Source organism: Geodermatophilus sp. CPCC 206100, from assembly GCF_048569675.1.
Taxonomy (GTDB): domain Bacteria; phylum Actinomycetota; class Actinomycetes; order Mycobacteriales; family Geodermatophilaceae; genus Geodermatophilus.
Window position 1 is genome coordinate 148,006 of the sequence record NZ_JAQISV010000004.1, and the last position, 16,195, is coordinate 164,200.

The following is a 16,195-nucleotide window of genomic DNA, read 5'->3' on the forward strand; positions in this document are numbered from 1 at the left end:
CCCGGCCGCGTCCAGTCTCAGGTCACCACTGGGCGATGAGCGGCGTGTCCGGATCGTGCTGCCGCCAGGCCTCGGCGAGGCGGACGAGGCGGGTGGGGGCGGCGATGCCACGCACTGTTGCGATCTTGCCGTTGGTGATGTCGAACCCCACTGCGCCGAGAACCTGGTCACCGAGCACGAAGAGGATCGCGGGTGCGCCGTTGACGAGCGCGTAGTGGATGGCAGGCGTGCCACCGGCCAGTCGTCGCTTCGCGGGCGTGGGTTGCAAGCCCGCCCGCATGACGGCCGCGATGCGCCGTGGAGTGTCGTACTGCAGAAGCGTCTCGGTCAGGCCGGCGCCGTCGGAGATCGCGGTCGCGTCGTCGGTGAGGAGCGCGACCAGCCGCTCGGTGCGGCCCGAGGAGGCAGCGGCGAGGAACTCCTCGACGATCCTGCGGGCGTACGCCGGGTCGACGTCGTCGCGCCCCCGACGCGCGGCGGTGATGCGGCGCCGGGCCCGGTGGAGGTGCTGCTGGCTCGCGGACTCGGTGATGTCGAGGATCTCGGCGATCTCGCCGTGGCTGTAGGAGAACGCTTCGCTCAGCAGGTAGACGGCGCGTTCGTGGGGTGACAGGCGCTCCATGAGAGTCAGCACGGCCAGGGAGACCGATTCGCGCTGTTCGAACGTGTCGGCCGGGCCGAGCATCGGGTCGCCGTCGAGGAGCGGTTCGGGCAGCCAGGCGCCGACGGTGCGTTCGCGGCGGGTCTGTGCCGAGCGGAGTCGGTCGAGGCACAGGTTGGTGACGACCTTGGTCAGCCATGCTTCCGGCACCTCGATCCGCTGTCGGTCGGCGGCCTGCCAGCGCAGGAACGCCTCCTGCACGGCGTCTTCGGCGTCGGCGGCGGAGCCCAGCAGCCGGTACGCCAGCGAGGCCAGCCGTCTCCGGCTGGCCTCGAACCGATCGGTGTCGAAGCGATCGGTGGCGGTGGCATCCAGTACGACCACGCTAGGCAGCCGCGCGATCTTCTCGTCGGAGCAACGCCTCCGGCGCGGGCGCGAGGTGACGCTTGCGCTTGGGCAGGCCGAAGGTCGGGTGCGAGGTGGCCCACAGCGAGGTCTTGACGATGCCGGCCTTGATCCGCGCGGCCTTCCGGCCCCCCACGTACGTCGGCTTGGGGCGCCCTTTGTCGTCGACCGCCTGCAGGATCCCGTCCCGCCGTCCGAGGCTGATGTGGTTGCCCGGGTAGACCAGCTCGGTGGTCGGGATCTTGCGACCGGTCAGGCGTCCCACGATCGCGTCCATGGCCTGCCCACCGGTGTAGCCGGCCGACGCGCAGGACATCGGGAGCGGCCGGCCGTTGTCGCCGATGGCGTAGACGCTGTCCCCGGCGGCGTAGACGTTCGGGTGCGAGACCGACCGCATGGTGCGATCGACGATGATCTGACCGTTTCCCGCGACGTGCAGCCCGCTGGCGGCGGCGATCGGGTTGACCGCGAATCCGGCGGTCCACACGGTGGCGTCGGACTCGAGGACGGTGCCGTCGGCGGCGATGGCCCGCGTCGCCTGGACGGCTTCGATGGTGGTGTGCTCCACGACTGTGACACCCAGCCGGTCGTAGACCCGACGCAGATGGCGACGCGCCCCCGGCGAGAGCCGCGCGCCCAGTTCGTCGCGGGCCACGAGCGAGACCGACAGGTCAGGCCGGGATTCGGCGAACTCGGCAGCGGTCTCGATGCCGGTCCACCCGTCGCCGACGACCAGCACCTCTCCGCCTTCGCTCAGACCCTCCAGGCGCTCGCGCAGGCGCAGCGCTGCCGGACGACTGGTGACGTGGAAGGCGTGCTCGGCCACGCCCGGGACACCGTGGTCGGCGACGGCGCTGCCCAGCGTGTAGAGCAGGGTGTCGTAGCCGATCTCGCCGCCGCCGTCGGAGTCGGCAACGGCGACGACCTGACGCTCGGGGTCGACGGCGGTGACCCGGGCCAGGCGCAGCCGTATCCCCGTTCCCGCGAAGACGTCGGCGAGGTGCGGAGCCGCGATCTGCTGTCCCGCCGCGAGCTGGTGCAGCCGCAGCCGCTGGACGAACTCCGGCTCAGCGTTGACCACGGTGATCTCGGTGTCCGCCGGGGACAGCCGGCGGGCCAGGTTCCCGGCAGTGAAGGCCCCGGCATACCCGGCGCCGAGGACGACGATGCGGTGCTTCATGTGTTGCTCCCGTCGCTTCCGTTGTTCCATGTGGGTTGAGCGGAACGGCGCCCCGATTGCTGACAGGAACGGCGTGTGGCATGGGTCACGCAGCCGCACGAGCCTGTGCTGCCCGGCCCTGAGCGACCGCCACACCGACCACCGCTCCGTCGAGTCCGACCAGCACGGCGCCGCCCGGGGGCCACGTCATCGAGCAGCCGAGCCGGTCCGAGCGTCTCTCCGGGTTCCGCTTGCATGCGAGACGAGTGGACGTTGTCCGCCGGTGACATCAGCCGGAGGGCTCCTGGCCGCCCGGGGAGTGGGCCTCGGCCGGCCCAGGGCGCGCAGAACTCAGCTGGAGGTCGACCTGGCCGGCCGTCTCGATCGGCGAGAAGAACCCGCGGACGGCGCGGGGAACGGCGCCGATCCGGTTGAGCTTCTTGGGCACCGGAGCGCCGCCGTACTGCAGGAGACCGTGGCCGTTCCGGTCGACGGGGCCGAGGGGCTGGTGCACCTCCGAGACCTCGCCGTGCGGCAGCCGCCGGAGGACGCCGGTCTCGATGCCGTGGTTGAGCACCTCGCGGTCGTGCGTCTGCAGGCCCAGGCAGATCCGGTAGGTGATCACGTAGGCGATCGGTGGGAGGACGATGCAGCCGATGCGCCCGGCCCAGATCACGGCGTTCAGGCTGATGTCGAACGTCTCGGCGATGACGTCGCCTGCGCCTGCGAGCAGGAGCACGACGTAGAACGCGATCGCCATCATGCCCAGGGAGGTCCGCACCGGGACGTCGCGCGGGCGCTGCAGGAGGTGGTGCGTCGCGGTGTCGCCGGTCAGTCGCCGCTCGATGAGGGGGTAAGCCGCGAGAAGCGTGAAGAGGATCCCCGGCAGGACCACGGTGGGCCAGAACACGGCCGGGATCGTGTAGCCGCCGGGGAGAGCGATGTCCCAGGCGGGGAACAGCCGATTCGCCCCTTCCAGGAACATGGTGTACCAGTCCGGCTGCGCGGCCGCCGACACGTGCGCCGGGTTGTACGGGCCCCACAGCCACACCGGGTTGATCTGCACCAGGCCGCCGAGGACGGCGCAGACGCCGAACACCAGGAAGAACAGACCGGTGGCCTTGCCGGCGTACGTCGGGAACAGGCGGTTGCCGACGACGTTGTGCTCGGTCCGTCCCGGGCCGGGGAACTGGGTGCGCCTCTGCTTCGCGGTCAGCAGCAGGTGGACCGCGACCAGGGCGAGCATGATGCCCGGGACCAGCAGCACGTGGAGGACGTAGAGCCGGCCGACGATCACCTCGCCGGGGAAGTCGCCGCCGAACAGTGCGAAGTGCGCCCACGTCCCGATCAGCGGGATCGACAGGATGATCGCGCTGATGATCCGGAGGCTGGTACCCGACAGCAGGTCGTCCACCACGGTGTAGCCGGTCACGCCGTCGAGGAGCGCCAGGGCCAGGAGACCCACGATGATGATCCAGCTGCTCCCCCGCGGCGCGCGGAAGCCGCCGGTGAAGAAGACGTGCAGCAGGTGCAGGACGATCGCGGCGACGAACAGCAAGGCGGCCCAGTGGTGGACCTGCCGCATGAACAGACCGCCGCGGACGTCGAACGACAGGTCCAGTACCGAGTCGTAGGCCGCCGACACGTCCACGCCGCGTAGCGGCTCGTAGGACCCTTCATACGTGACCTCGCGCATGGAGGGGTCGAAGAAGAACGTCAGGTAGATCCCCGACAGCAGCAGGACGATGAACGAACAGACGGCGACCTGACCGAGCACGAACGACCAGTGGTCGGGGCACACCGTGTTCAGCGTTCGGCGCAGCCAGTTCGATGCGACGAACCGGTCGTCGGTTCCCGCGGGGGGCTTGCCGGTCCCGGCTGCGGCGGCCCGGCGCCCTCTCACTGTCGCTTCGCCCCGAGGTGCAGGCCCTGCCGCCGCCCGGCGCCCCCTGCCCCGCAGGCCACGAACGCCCCTCACGACCATCACCTTCCGGCTCAGGAGGTTGTCCACGCACGAGGGACGAGGCAGCTCCACCGCCTGTGACATCGGGAGGGACACCTCGCCGGACGTCCGCCCGCCGTGGGCGACGAAGGCGGCGGACCTGCCGCTCGCCGGTGACGCAGCCGAGGGGGGGTGAGCGGGGCCTCTCCGCCCGTCCGAGCACGTGATCGGCCCCTGGCGGCCGTGCCCCTCCGCGCATCACTCAGCCCTGCGGGAGCGGCGGCTGGCCTGCGCGAGCCAACAGCTCCACGAACTCCTCATCCGGAGGAAGGGAGTTCGGGCTGGCCATCGCTGCCAGCGCTCAGCGGCCACGAGCCTGCTTGACCTCCCGGTGGAGGGCCCAGGCGTCTGCTACCGGCCCAGGTGCCGGAGCTCCCACCCGCCACCAACACGCGCAGCGTCAGCTCCCGTCCTGTCTCGTCGCCGGTGTGCAGAAGACGAGACAGCGCGGCCTCGAGTGACGTGTTCCGGCCGCTGCCGCTCTCGGTTCCGCCGCGGACGCGAACACGAGCCCCCCGAGGCGGCGGTACGTGTCAGGGAGCCGTGGCGAGCCACCCCTGCGCGCTGAGGGCCGCGGTGCCGGTGATGGCGACAGGGTGGCCGGGGGACGCGACGGCGTGGATCGTGCTCGGGCGCTGCACGGACTCCCCTTGCCGGACCGTCAGTGCTCCGCTGCGTCCGAGCCGTCCCAGGTGCAGGAGGTACGCGGCGAGTGGGCCGGCGGCAGTGCCCGTCGCGGCGTCCTCGTCGAGCCCCATCCCCGGGTTGAAGAAGCGGGCGCGAGCCTGGACGACGATCGGCTGCCGGCCGATCACCGCGAGGTAGAGACCCTCCGCGCCGGCGGTTGCCGTCACAGCGCGCACCGCACTCTTGTCCGGATCCGCCCGCTGCAGCGCCGACGCGGTGTCGACGACGGCGATGAGGTGGTCGGCGCCGGTTCCCACCACGCGCGGAGGAACGGCTGCGTCGAAGGAGCGCGGGTCGAGACCGACGGCGGCCGCCACCTCGGCCGGATCGACGTGCGCGCCGAATCCGGCGGTTTCCTGGTGCATCGTGAGCCGCTCGCCGGACACCCTCACCTCGAGCAGGCGTGCGCCGATCTCCTGGACGATGACGCCGTCCGCCGGCGGTGCGACCCGGCCGGAGTGCACCATCCACCACCATGCGCCGAGTGCGTTGTGGCCGGCGCCGAACACCTCGACGCCCGCCGCGGTGAAGGAGCGAAGTCGCCGGTGCGCGCGGTCGTCCGTAGGGAGCAGCACGAAGGTCGTCTCGGCCTGGTTGAACTCTCGGGCGACCGCCTGCATCCACGTCACCAGCCGCGGCTCGGGGGTGTCGACTCCGGCCAGGTCGACGACGGCCACCGGGTTCCCGCTGAGCGGATCGGTGCCGAACACGTCCACGATGGCGAAGGGCACGCCGGCTTCGACGTCGCCGGTGGACCCTCGTGATGGGCGACGAGACTGGTCGGCCATGTCGATTCCCTCCGTCACTGGCCGGCGAGCCAGCAGTCGAACGTCGTGGACCCCAGCCGCGCCGACGGCTCGGGGAGGAGCACCTCGCCGGCGGCCTCCACGCCGAAGGGACCGTCGCGCCAGCTCGGCACCAAGCGGGTGCGGTCCCCCCGGGCGGTGAGGATGCGCCGCGCCATGTCGACGAAGTCGTGCGGCTCCGGCCCCGCGAGATCTCGGGTCCGGCCACGTGGCGGGCCGGTGACCACCTCTGCGAGCACGGCGGCGACGTCCTGGACGGCGACGGGTTGCACCAGCAGCGGCGGGATCGTGGCGGCCCCCTGGGCGGCGGTCCAGCCCACGACCATGGCGGGGAGCTCGAAGAACTGCGTGGCGCGCTGGATCGTCCATGGCACGGGCCCGCGCTCCACCAGGGCCTCTTGGCGCCGCTTGCCGTGGTAGTGGCCGTTGCCTCGGATCCGGTCGAGCCCCACGATCGACACGACCACGTGGTGCCGGACCCCGGCACGTTCCTCGGCCGCGAGGAGGTTTCCGGTGGCGGATGCGAAGAACGACTCAGCCTCCGTCGGGTCGGCAGCGACCGTGTTCGTCACGTCCACCACTGCGTCCACGCCGTCCAGCGCTGCGTCGAGGCCCTCTCCGGTGCTGAGGTCCACGCCCGTCGAGCGGGACACCGGGACGACGACATGGCCTCCGTGCTGCAAGGCGCTGACCGTCGGCGTCCCCACCAGACCCGTCGCGCCGACCACCGCGATCCGCATGGCACGCCGTCCTCTCTGAGCGGTTTGTGGGCATTGGTTCGTCGGAAGTCCTTCATCCCCCGTGTCGGCGTCCCCGGCCGGGAGGCGCGTCTCTCGAACCGAGTTCGTGGCCGGAATGGCGTACGGGTCCGTTCGGCCGGATGGCCGGTGACCCTCAGATGACCAGCTGGACCTCGCGGGCCGGGACACCTTGGGCTGCGGCATGTGCGTACGGATGGGCGAAGGCGTACCGGACCTGCGTGGCGTCAGCGTTCAGAGCGAGGCATGCGCCGGTGTTCCAGTTCCAGATGACGACCGTTGCGGTGGAGGTGTTCCGGTCCCAGGACAAGGTGACCTCGACTGCACCGTGGCGGCGGCGCGCGAGTTCCAGCAGGGGGACTCGTCGGGACCTGCTCGACGGCATGTCACTCACCTCGATCAGCGGTCCGAGCCGTCATGTGGCGGGCGTCCCGCAGTGGGCTGCACTGCATCGGCAGAGCGTCCTGGAGCTCGCGAGCGTCCTGGGGTGCGACATGACGCGGCGCTCGGTGCTCGAGGGCCGGCTGAGCCCGGGAACCGGCTCCGTCCCCGTCGCGAGGCCGGGTGATCACGGGGTGCCCGCCGGACGAGGCAGGTGCGAACCGCGAACCGAGGTGCTCCAGCGTCAGTCGGCCGTACACCTGCTGCTGGGTGGCCACCCACTGCGCGCGACCACGGCCGATGGAGCTGATCAGCCAGCGCAGCACGATCGTCACCCGGCTGCTGAAGCCCACGATGGAAGAGAGGTGGACGGCCAGCCACATCGTCCAGGCGATGAGGCCCTCGAAGTGGAGCCTGCCGAGGCGCGCCACCGCCGAGAACCGCGAGACCGTCGCCATCGAGCCCTTGTCGACGTACCGGAAGAACCCGCGGGGGGCCTTGCCTGCGATCCGGCGTTTGATGGCCGTCGCGGCGTACCGGCCCCCCTGGATGGCGACCTGGGCCTCCCCCGGCAGGTCATCGAGAGCTGCCAGGTCACCGACGACGTGCACCTCCGGGTGGCCGGGCAGCGTGAGATCAGGGAGCACCGCCACGCGGCCGGTGTCGTCCACCTCCGCGCCGGACTGCTCGGCGAGCACCCCGCCGAGTGGGCTCGCCTGCACACCGGCGGCCCAGACCTTGGTGGCGGCTGGGATGCGTTGGACGTGGCCGTCGGTGTACTCGATGTCGACACCGTCGGCGTCCACGTCGGTGACCGTCGCGCCCACCTGCACCTCCACACCGACCTCGCCCAACCGCCGGCGGGCCGAGCCGCCGAGCTCCTCGCCGAAGGACGGCAACACCGCGGGGCGGGATTCCACCAGCACGACGCGGGCGGTGGCCGGATCGACACTGCGGGAGTCCCGGCGCAGCCTGCGCCGGGCGAGCTCGGCGATCTGACCGGCCATCTCCACACCGGTCGGACCGGCGCCGACGACCACGAAGGTCAGCAGCCGGTCCAGCTCAGCCTGGTCGCCTGTCAGCTCCGCCAGCTCGAAGGCCCCGAAGATCCGCCCCCGCAACTCGAGCGCGTCATCGATGCTCTTCAGGCCTGATGCGAAGTCGGCGAACCGGTCGATGCCGACGAACGACGGGCCGGCACCGGCGGCCACGATCAGCTCGTCGTAGACGTGCACGTTCGTCCGACCGAAGACGCTCGAGATGACCATCCGGGCGTCGAGGTCGATGTCGGTGACCTCACCGAGGACCACGCGCGCGTTCTCCTGCCCGCGCAGGACCTCCCTGGTGGGGGCGGCGATCTCCCCCTCGGACACGATGCCGGTCGCCACCTGGTAGAGCAGTGGCTGGAACACGTGGTGACCGGTCCTGGAGATCACGGTCACATCGACATCGGCCCTGCGCAGGGCCCGCGCGGCGAACAGGCCGCCGAAACCCGACCCGATGACCACCACTCGGGTCCGCCTCACGTCGCCGTGTTGGGTGCTCATTGTCCCTCCGGATGGTGATGGGGGATGAAGCGTTCACAGGTGTCTCGTCCCCCCCGGTGACGGCGGGCCCGGTTCCCATCGCGTCTCACGTTCCAGAGTCACCGAGCGGGTTCCCGGGGCTGCCTCCACACCGGAGACGACACAGCCACGCCGTCAGTGACAGGCAGAGGGGGAGTTCCGGGAATCGTCGGGTCGTGCGTCGAGCGCCCGCCGCGTCCCGAGACTGGGGAGCCCGCCTCTGACTCGCGTCTCACTGTCGGGCTGACAGGACGTGAACCTGCGACCCCCTGACCCCCTGACCCCCAGCCGACGGCAGCGGGCCCGCGGTCGTCCGCCGGAGTTCACCGGCGCAGGCCAACGGGCACACGGACCAACGGCGAACGGTGGCGGATCAGCCCGAGCAGGGTGCGAGGGTGGTCAGGGATCGCCGTCTCGACGAGCACGAATGCAACCCTCTCTGCCCGACGAGGCCGTCGCTGAGCGTGACGATGTCTCTGCGGGTCATGCCTCCATCTCGCTACCGCTTGCTCCGCAGCCGTCGGCCGCGATCTCCGGCGGTTCACCGCACGTCACCTGCGCCGACACGGCGACGCGCTGACCCGGCACGCGACCGGCTCCGCCTCCTGGACCCTCGCTCAGTCGAGGACCAGCGACGGGGTGTCGCTCCGCAGCGTCTCCCCGCGGAAGAACGCGGGGTGCCGGGCCCGCCACACGAGCATGAGCACGACGCCGGCGAGGAGCAGGCCGATCCCGATGACGAACACGCTGCCGACGCCGAGGACCGACGAGCCGCTCCCGTAGGCCGGGTCGAGGGTGTCGACGGCAGTCTGCACGAACACGGCGGTGAGCATCAGCGCGCCCACGAGCGGCAGGATCCCCTTGAAGACCAGGTCCCGGGCGCTGCGGCGCAGCTCGCGGCGGAAGTACCAGACGCACGCGTAGGCGGTCAGGCCGTAGTAGAAGCAGATCATCAGGCCGAGGGCGTAGATGGTGTCGATGAGCACGTTCTCGCTGATCAGCGAGATGCCCACGTAGAACGCGGCGGTGGCGGCGCCGGCGACCAGGGTGGCGGTGGACGGGGCCAGGTGGCGCGGGTGGACCACCGCCAGCCTCCTGGGCAGAGCGCCGTAGGCGGCCATCGCCAGCATGGTGCGCGTCGTCGGCAGGAACGTCGTCTGCAGGGACGACGCCGAGCTCGCCACCACGGCCAGGAAGAGGAGGAAGGCCAGGCCCGGGCCCAGGACCGGACCGGCGAGCGCGGCGAAGACGTTGTCGCCGGTGTCGGGGTTGCCGAGGCCGGTGCCCTCGGTGCCGACGCCGGCGTACATCTGGACGGCGATCGCCACGCCGACGTAGGTCACGATGATGACCAGCATGGTGAGGAGGGCGGCGCGGCCCGGGGTGCGGGCGCTGCCCTCGGTCTCCTCGTTCACCGTCAGGCAGGTGTCCCAGCCCCAGTAGATGAACAGCGACAGGGACAGTCCGGCGGTGAACGCGCTGAAGGAGGTGACGGCCGTCGGGTCCAGCCAGGAGGCGTCGAAGGGGATCCCGCCCGGTGCGGAGCCGGACCTCACCAGGGCGAGGACGGCGAAGACCGCCAGGACCGCCATCTGGAAGCCGACCAGCACGTACTGCAGGCGCTTGGTCGTCTCCATGCCCCGGTACGTGACCCAGGTGGCGATCGCGACGAAGCCGACGCAGGTGAGGACGTTGACCAGCCGGTCGTCGCCCAGCGCCCCCACCCACTCCGACCCGGTGATCTCACCGAGCAGGAGGTAGAAGAAGGAGACGGCGACGCCGGCCAGGTTGGACAGCACGATGACCGTGGCCAGCAGCGCCCCCCAGCCGCACAGCCAGCCCACGTAGGGGTTGAAGGCCTTCGTCGTCCAGGTGAACGACGTCCCGCAGTCCGGCGCCACCCGGTTGAGCTCTCGGTAGGCGTAGGCGACCAGCAGCATCGGCAGGAACCCGGCGAGGAACACCGCCGGCATCTGCAGCCCCACCTCGGTCACCGTCGGACCCAGCGTGGCGGTCAGGGCGTAGACCGGCGCGATGCTCGAGACGCCGAGCACCACGCTGGCCAGCAGGCCGACCGAGTTCCTGGACAACCCCTTGGACCGGAGGTCGCCCGTCGGAGGGGCCGCGGGTGAGTCGAGGGCCATGCAGGGTCCTTTCCACGGGCATCCCGGCCGAGGGCGGGATGCCCAGGCCGCGAACGCGGCGCTGTGCCACGCGTCACGGTGCAGCCAGCCATGCGAGGTGAGGGAGGACAAGCTGCCGTTCTGTACACCGGGCCGGTGCGGTCGTGACGATCCGGCACGGCGGACCCGAGCGGCGGACGAGCAGGGTGGTCCAGGCGGGTCACCCGGCCCCGGCGGTGTCCCGGTGCACGATCGCGCCGTCGACGACGGTGAGCGCGATCGGAGCGTCGGCGAGCTCGTCGGGGTCTGCCCGCAGGGGGTCGACGGCGAAGGCCGTGAGGTCGGCGCGCCTGCCGACCGCGATCCGGCCCGCCCGGGCCGACTCCCCCGCCACGTCGGCGGCCTGGGTCGTGTAGCCCTGCAGCGCCATGAGCGGCGTCAGGCCCTGGAGCGGCTGGACCGGCGGGACGTCGGGCTCCCCCGCCGGGCGGCGCAGCTGCGCGTCGGCCATGACCCGGCGCGGGTCGAAGGGGGCGACCGGCCAGTCGGAGCCCAGCACGACCGGCACCCCGGCGTCCCGGAGGTCCCGGCAGCGCCAGGCGCGGTCGGCCCGCTCGTCGCCCAGCCGGGCCGACCAGTTGTCGGTGTGGTCCGCGCGCGTGAAGTGCGTGCAGTGCGTCGGCTGCATGCTCGCCACGACCCCCTGCCGCAGGAACCGGCCGATCAGCGGGGTCGGCAGCGTCTCGATGTGCTCGACCCGATGGGGCGCCACCCCGCGGGGCACGCCGTCCAGGGCATCGAGGGCGTGCCGGACGGCGGCGTCGCCGATGGCGTGCGTCGCGGTGGGGACGCCGGCGGCGGCCAGCGCCCGGACGGCGGCGGTGTAGGCCTCGGGATCGGGCCAGAAGCTCTCGGTCGACTCCCCCAGCGCGTCCGGGTGCTCCAGCCACGCCGTGCCGTTGTCGATCGTGCCGTCGACCATGAACTTGACCCCGCCGATCGACCAGCGCCGCCCACCCTGGCCCTGCAGGTCGATCAGCTCGGCCAGCCCGTCGTCGTCCACGCCGGGCAGGCACCAGGGGGCGAAGCGCAGCCGCAGGGGTAGCTCGCCGTCGCCCTCCGCCGCGGCGACGACCTGCCGGCTGTCCCCCAGCAGGTCCATGACGTGCCCGCCGGTCAGCCCGGCGGCGGACATCGCGTTGAGGAGCTCGCGCAGCTGGGCGGCCCGCACCGGCACCGGGTCGAGCGGCACGTGCGCCGTCACGAGGTCCATCGCCCCGACCTCGAGCAGCAGCCCGGTGGGCCGGCCGCGGTCGTCGCACACCACCTCCGAGCGCATGTCGAACGACCGCGGTCCGTCGACGCCGGCGATCGCCAGCGCCCGCTCGGTGGCCAGCGCCGAGTGGGCGTCGAAGAGGCGGAGGAACGCAGGACGCCGTCCCACCGCTGCCTCGATCGGCGCGCTGGTGACCGGAGCACCGCCGAACACGTTCGGGTCCAGGCCCCAGCCCTGCACCCAGTCCTCCGGCCCCCGCCCCACTGCTGCGGCGGCGAGCAGTCGCCGGACGTCGTCGAGGGAGCGGGCCCCGGAGAGGTCGACGTCGACCGCCATCTGCAGACCCATGACCGGGTGCATGTGGCCGTCGGTCAGCCCGGGGGTGAGCACGGCGCCACCGAGGTCGACCACCTCGGTCCGGGGTCCGCGCCAGCCCCGGACGTCGTCACGGGTGCCGACGGCGGCGACGACGCCCTCGGCGATGGCGACCGCCTGGACCGGCCGGGCCGCCTCGGTGAGCGTGTGGACGGTGTCCGCGACGAGGACCAGGTCCGCGGCGGTCACCGGGCGGCCGCGGGGGTCGCGTCGGCGGCGGCCTGCTCGTCGGTGTCCTCGCCCTCGCCGATGCGGGCGTAGGTCGCCGGGCGGCTGCGGCGCAGCCAGACGGCGAGGCCCAGCCCGATCAGGAGGGTCAGCGGCACGATGCCGATGAGGACGGCGTTGACGCCGGTCGACGCCGCGGTGTTGAGCTCGATGTTGTCGACGGCGACGTAGAGCGCGACCCCCAGCAGGACGCTGCTTCCGATCCCTGCGGCGATCGTGCTCGGCCGGCTGGCCGCCGGGTTGCGCCGGGCGAAGTACACGACGGTGGCGACGGCGGTCAAGAACATCAGGAGGAAGATGCCGATCGCCCCGGGGGCGTTCACCCACAGCAGCAGGCGCGCGTACGGGTCGGCACCGGCCACGGCGAAGGCGAGCACCACGACCGCGGCGAGGATCGTCTGCACGATGCCGGCGACGTACGGCGAGCGGAACCGCCGGTGGGTCGCGGTGAGCCGGGCGGGCAGGACGCCGTCCTGCGCCAGGGCGAAGGCGTAGCGGTTGATGGCGTTGTGGAAGGCCAGCTGCGCGGCGTACACGCTGGTGACGATCAGCACGCTCATCAGCGTCGCGGCCCACGGGCCGACGTAGGTGGCGATCGCGGTGAAGAACATGCCCACCGGGTCCTCGCCGGCCGCGGCCTGCGCCCGGTCGCTGCCGAAGGCCTGCACGACCGCCCACACGATGAAGCAGTAGGTCACGGCCATGCCGACGATCGCGATGTAGGTGGCCCGCGGGATCGTGCGCGCGGGGTCCCGCGCCTCGCGCCGGTAGATCGCCGTGGACTCGAACCCGATGAACGCCGCGAACGCGAAGCCGAGGGCCGCGCCCATGCCGGAGCTGAACACGGCGTCCGGGGTGAACGAGGCGCCGTCCAGGCCCGAGGCGCCACCCTGGAAGACGACCGCGAAGGCCAGCAGCAGCAGGATGCCGGTCTCCAGGACCAGCAGCACCCCGAGCACCTTCGCCCCGACGTCGATGCCGGCCCAGCCGACGAGGAAGACGAGCGCGATGGCGACCAGGGCGATCACCGGCCACGGCACCGTGACGCCGAACAGATCCGACAGGGTGGCCTGCGTCTGCACGGCGAGCAGGCCGTACACCCCGATCTGGATGGCGTTGTAGGACATCAGGGCCAGGATCGCGGCGGCCAGGCCCCAGGCCCGGCCGAGGCCCTTGGCGATGTAGGCGTAGAAGGCACCGGCGCTGCCCACGTGCGCGGTCATCCGGGTGAACGCCACCGCGAAGACCGCCAGGGTGAGACCGCCGAACAGGTAGGCCACGGGCGCGCCGATCCCGCCGATCAGGATCGCCAGCGGCGCGATCCCCGCGAGGATCGTCAGCGGGGCGGCCGCGGCCACCACCATGAACACGATGCTGCCGGTGCCCAGGACACCCGGCTTGAGGTGGCCGTCGCCCGCGGAGGGGGCGGGCGCCACGTGGTCGGGTCGTGCGGTCATCGGGGGTCCTCTCCCGGCCCGGCGGTCGGCTTATCCGAACGGCGTTCGGTTAGTGTGGGTGTGCGCCACCTCACCGTCAAGCACCGAGCAGAATCCGCAGACCAGCCCGATCCGCACCTGGAGGTCCCGTGGTCCAGCGCCGTCGCCGGCTCCTCGACGTCGAGTCGATCCTCGATGCGGCCCTGGCCTTGGTCGACGAGCACGGCCGGCTCACGATGAGCGAGCTCGCCGGCCGGCTGGGCTCCAGCGCCTCCTCGATCTACCACCACGTCTCCGGGCGGGCGGAGATCATCGAACTGCTCCGCGAGCGGTTCGCCGCGAACGTGCACCTGCCCTCGGTCGACGGAGCGGACTGGGGCGACGAGGTCGCCTCGTGGATGCGCTCCTACCGGGGGCACATGGCCGAGCACCCCAACCTGATCCCCCTGCTCATCGGGCAGACGATGACCGCCGGAGCGGCCCTCCGCGGTTACGACCGGGTCGCCGGCCTGCTGTCCGCCGCCGGGTTCCCCGACTCCGAGGTCATCCTCTGGGTCACCGCGCTCGACTGCTACGCCGTCGGCGCCGCGCTGGAGCTCACGTCCCCGCCCGACGTCTGGCGCAGCGAGCGCGACCGGACGCCGGCGCTGGACGCGGCCGTGCACGCGGGACCGCGCGGCCAGGATCGCGCCGACGCCGCCTTCGACCTGGGCCTCTCCGCCCTGCTGGCGGGGATGCGCGAGCGGCTGGCTGCCCAGCCGACCGGCGTCGGGCCCTGAGCGGATCGCCGGGACGGCAGCGTCGACGAGGCCGGCTTCTCAGTCTCCCTGGGGCGGGTGCAGCGCGATCCAGAGCTCGGCCCGTGCTCCGGGCTGGTCGAGGTCCCGCCCGAGCATCTCGCCGGCCCGGTGGACCCGCTTGCGCAGCGTGTGCCGGTGGATCCCCAGCTGTGCGGCCGCCGGCTCCCACTGCCCGTGGTGCGCCAGCCAGACGCGGAGCGAGTGGACCAGATCACCCGCACCCGTGCGGTCAGCCGCGACCAGGGGGGCGAGGAGCGAGTCGGCGAACGCTCGCATGGCGGTCGGGTCGAGCACCGCGGCCAGTCCAGGGGCAGCCAGGTCGGCGAAGGAGACGACCCCGGCCGACCGGCCGCGCGCGTGCTCGGCCGCCTGCCGCGCCTGACGGACGCCGTCGGCGAGCTCGGACCAGCCGACCGGACGGGAGGTCCCGACCGCCGCACCGCGGACGCGTTCCGGCAGCACCCCGAGCTGGGCGGCCAGCGGCGTGGCTGCGGAGGTGAGCAGGACGAGGGTGCCGTCGAGCTCCGCGGAGAACATCGGCGCCCGAGTGCGCACCCCGGCGTCGGCCGCCACGTCGACCGCCGCAGCGCGCTGTTCGCTGCTGCCCAGCACGAGGAGGACCAGGAGCGGCTCGGCCGGCAGTTGCTGACCGAGTTCGTCGACGACCGTCGCCACAGTCCGGTCCTCACCGGCGAGCAGGAGGCGCAGCAGCGCGGCCCGCAGTGCGGCCATGGCGCTGTCGAGGCCGCGCGACTGCTCCATGCGCAGGGTCAGCAGGAGGGCGGCGGCGTTGACCACGTGCCGCTCGGCAGGCGGGAGCGCCCCGGACCGACCGACCACCAGGAAGCCCCTGGTCCGCGAGCCCGTGCCCAGGGACTGGATGAGGATGGTCTCCTCCGGCCCGCTCAGCGCAGCGCTGGCCGGTGCCCGCATGCCGCGCAGCCGGTCCAGTTCGACCTGCAGCGACCGCGCCCCGCGCGCGGCCCCGGCCGGGGCCGCCTCGAGTGTGGTGCCGACCGGGTCGAGCAGCAGCGCCCAGCCGCCGATCGAGCGGGCCAACCGCTCCATGAGCGGCGCCGTCCCCCCGCGGGCCAGGGCCGCGCGCGTCAGCTCCTGCTGCAGGGTGGCCGTGCGGGCGACCGCGGCGTACTCGTCCGCCGCCAGGGCGGCCGACACCGCCCGTGAGATCGCGATGAACGGTGTTCCGCGCGGCACGTCGAGCAGCGGCAGTCCTGCGTCCTCGGCGGCCTGCACGAGCTCGGGGAGGACGGAGTCCTGACCGAGTCCGGTGCCGAACCCCAGGGCGGCGACTCCCGCGTCCACCAGGCGGCGCACGTAGGGCTCGGCGGGCAGCTCGTCCCGGAGTGCCAGGCCGGTCGTGAGCAGCAGCTCCCCGCCCTCCAGGAACGGGGCGGGATCGCTGAGCTCGCTGACGTGCACCCACGACAACGGCCGGTCGACGGACGCGTCCCTGGTGAGCAGGCGCAGGCCGAGCTGCGACTTCCCGAGCAGGTCGGCAACGGAGACCGGCACGGCACCTCCCGGCACACGAACGCGCTCCGGTGCCGGAGTGGACATCCGGAGGGGCTCGAA

11 protein-coding genes are annotated in these 16,195 nt (G+C 72.5%); 1 reads left to right on the forward strand and 10 read right to left on the reverse strand.

Features of this window, described 5'->3' with window-relative positions:
* Positions 1–22 precede the first annotated feature (22 nt).
* The 9 genes from PGN05_RS02560 to PGN05_RS02600 all read right to left on the reverse strand — a co-directional run bounded on the left by PGN05_RS02560 (position 23) and on the right by PGN05_RS02600 (position 13,823).
* Positions 23–985: a sigma-70 family RNA polymerase sigma factor gene (locus PGN05_RS02560; protein WP_419750905.1), complete on the reverse strand. Its 963-nt coding sequence runs from the start codon at positions 983–985 to the stop codon at positions 23–25.
* A 1-nt stretch (position 986) separates the two neighbouring features.
* On the reverse strand, positions 987–2,285 hold the full coding sequence (locus PGN05_RS02565; protein ID WP_419750906.1) for an NAD(P)/FAD-dependent oxidoreductase: 1,299 nt from the start codon (positions 2,283–2,285) through the stop codon (positions 987–989).
* Between the two features lie 169 nt (positions 2,286–2,454).
* Positions 2,455–3,966, reverse strand: coding sequence for a cytochrome b (locus PGN05_RS02570; protein WP_419750908.1), 1,512 nt, complete (start codon positions 3,964–3,966; stop codon positions 2,455–2,457).
* A 734-nt stretch (positions 3,967–4,700) separates the two neighbouring features.
* Entirely contained in the window at positions 4,701–5,642 is a 942-nt protein-coding gene (locus PGN05_RS02575; protein WP_419750909.1) for a PhzF family phenazine biosynthesis protein, read from the reverse strand.
* A 14-nt stretch (positions 5,643–5,656) separates the two neighbouring features.
* On the reverse strand, positions 5,657–6,400 hold the full coding sequence (locus PGN05_RS02580; protein WP_419750911.1) for an SDR family oxidoreductase: 744 nt from the start codon (positions 6,398–6,400) through the stop codon (positions 5,657–5,659).
* 404 nt (positions 6,401–6,804) lie between these two features.
* Positions 6,805–8,325 (reverse strand): NAD(P)/FAD-dependent oxidoreductase, encoded by a 1,521-nt coding sequence (locus PGN05_RS02585; protein WP_419750912.1) that lies wholly within the window; start codon positions 8,323–8,325, stop codon positions 6,805–6,807.
* A 656-nt stretch (positions 8,326–8,981) separates the two neighbouring features.
* Positions 8,982–10,508, reverse strand: a complete 1,527-nt coding sequence (locus PGN05_RS02590; RefSeq protein WP_419750913.1) for an APC family permease — start codon at positions 10,506–10,508, stop codon at positions 8,982–8,984.
* A gap of 199 nt (positions 10,509–10,707) precedes the next feature.
* Positions 10,708–12,327, reverse strand: coding sequence for an amidohydrolase (locus PGN05_RS02595; protein ID WP_419750915.1), 1,620 nt, complete (start codon positions 12,325–12,327; stop codon positions 10,708–10,710).
* On the reverse strand, positions 12,324–13,823 hold the full coding sequence (locus PGN05_RS02600; protein WP_419750916.1) for an APC family permease: 1,500 nt from the start codon (positions 13,821–13,823) through the stop codon (positions 12,324–12,326). Before PGN05_RS02600 ends, PGN05_RS02595 begins: the two co-directional genes overlap by 4 nt.
* Before the next feature lie 128 nt (positions 13,824–13,951).
* On the opposite strand from PGN05_RS02600, the gene PGN05_RS02605 reads away from it, so the two are divergent.
* The gene (locus PGN05_RS02605) at positions 13,952–14,581 is read left to right on the forward strand and encodes a TetR/AcrR family transcriptional regulator (protein WP_419750918.1); all 630 of its coding nucleotides are present in this window, start codon (positions 13,952–13,954) and stop codon (positions 14,579–14,581) included.
* 39 nt (positions 14,582–14,620) lie between these two features.
* Here PGN05_RS02605 and PGN05_RS02610 read toward each other — a convergent pair whose 3' ends face one another.
* The gene (locus PGN05_RS02610; protein ID WP_419750920.1) at positions 14,621–16,135 is read right to left on the reverse strand and encodes a PucR family transcriptional regulator; all 1,515 of its coding nucleotides are present in this window, start codon (positions 16,133–16,135) and stop codon (positions 14,621–14,623) included.
* Positions 16,136–16,195 lie beyond the last annotated feature (60 nt).

Excerpts from the sequence above, each read along its gene's own strand:
- PGN05_RS02575 (WP_419750909.1), bottom strand. The coding sequence starts at position 5,642 with ATGGCCGACCAGTCTCGTCGCCCATCACGAGGGTCCACCGGCGACGTC.
- PGN05_RS02580 (WP_419750911.1), bottom strand. The coding sequence starts at position 6,400 with ATGCGGATCGCGGTGGTCGGCGCGACGGGTCTGGTGGGGACGCCGACG.
- PGN05_RS02590 (WP_419750913.1), bottom strand. The coding sequence starts at position 10,508 with ATGGCCCTCGACTCACCCGCGGCCCCTCCGACGGGCGACCTCCGGTCC.
- PGN05_RS02600 (WP_419750916.1), bottom strand. The coding sequence starts at position 13,823 with ATGACCGCACGACCCGACCACGTGGCGCCCGCCCCCTCCGCGGGCGAC.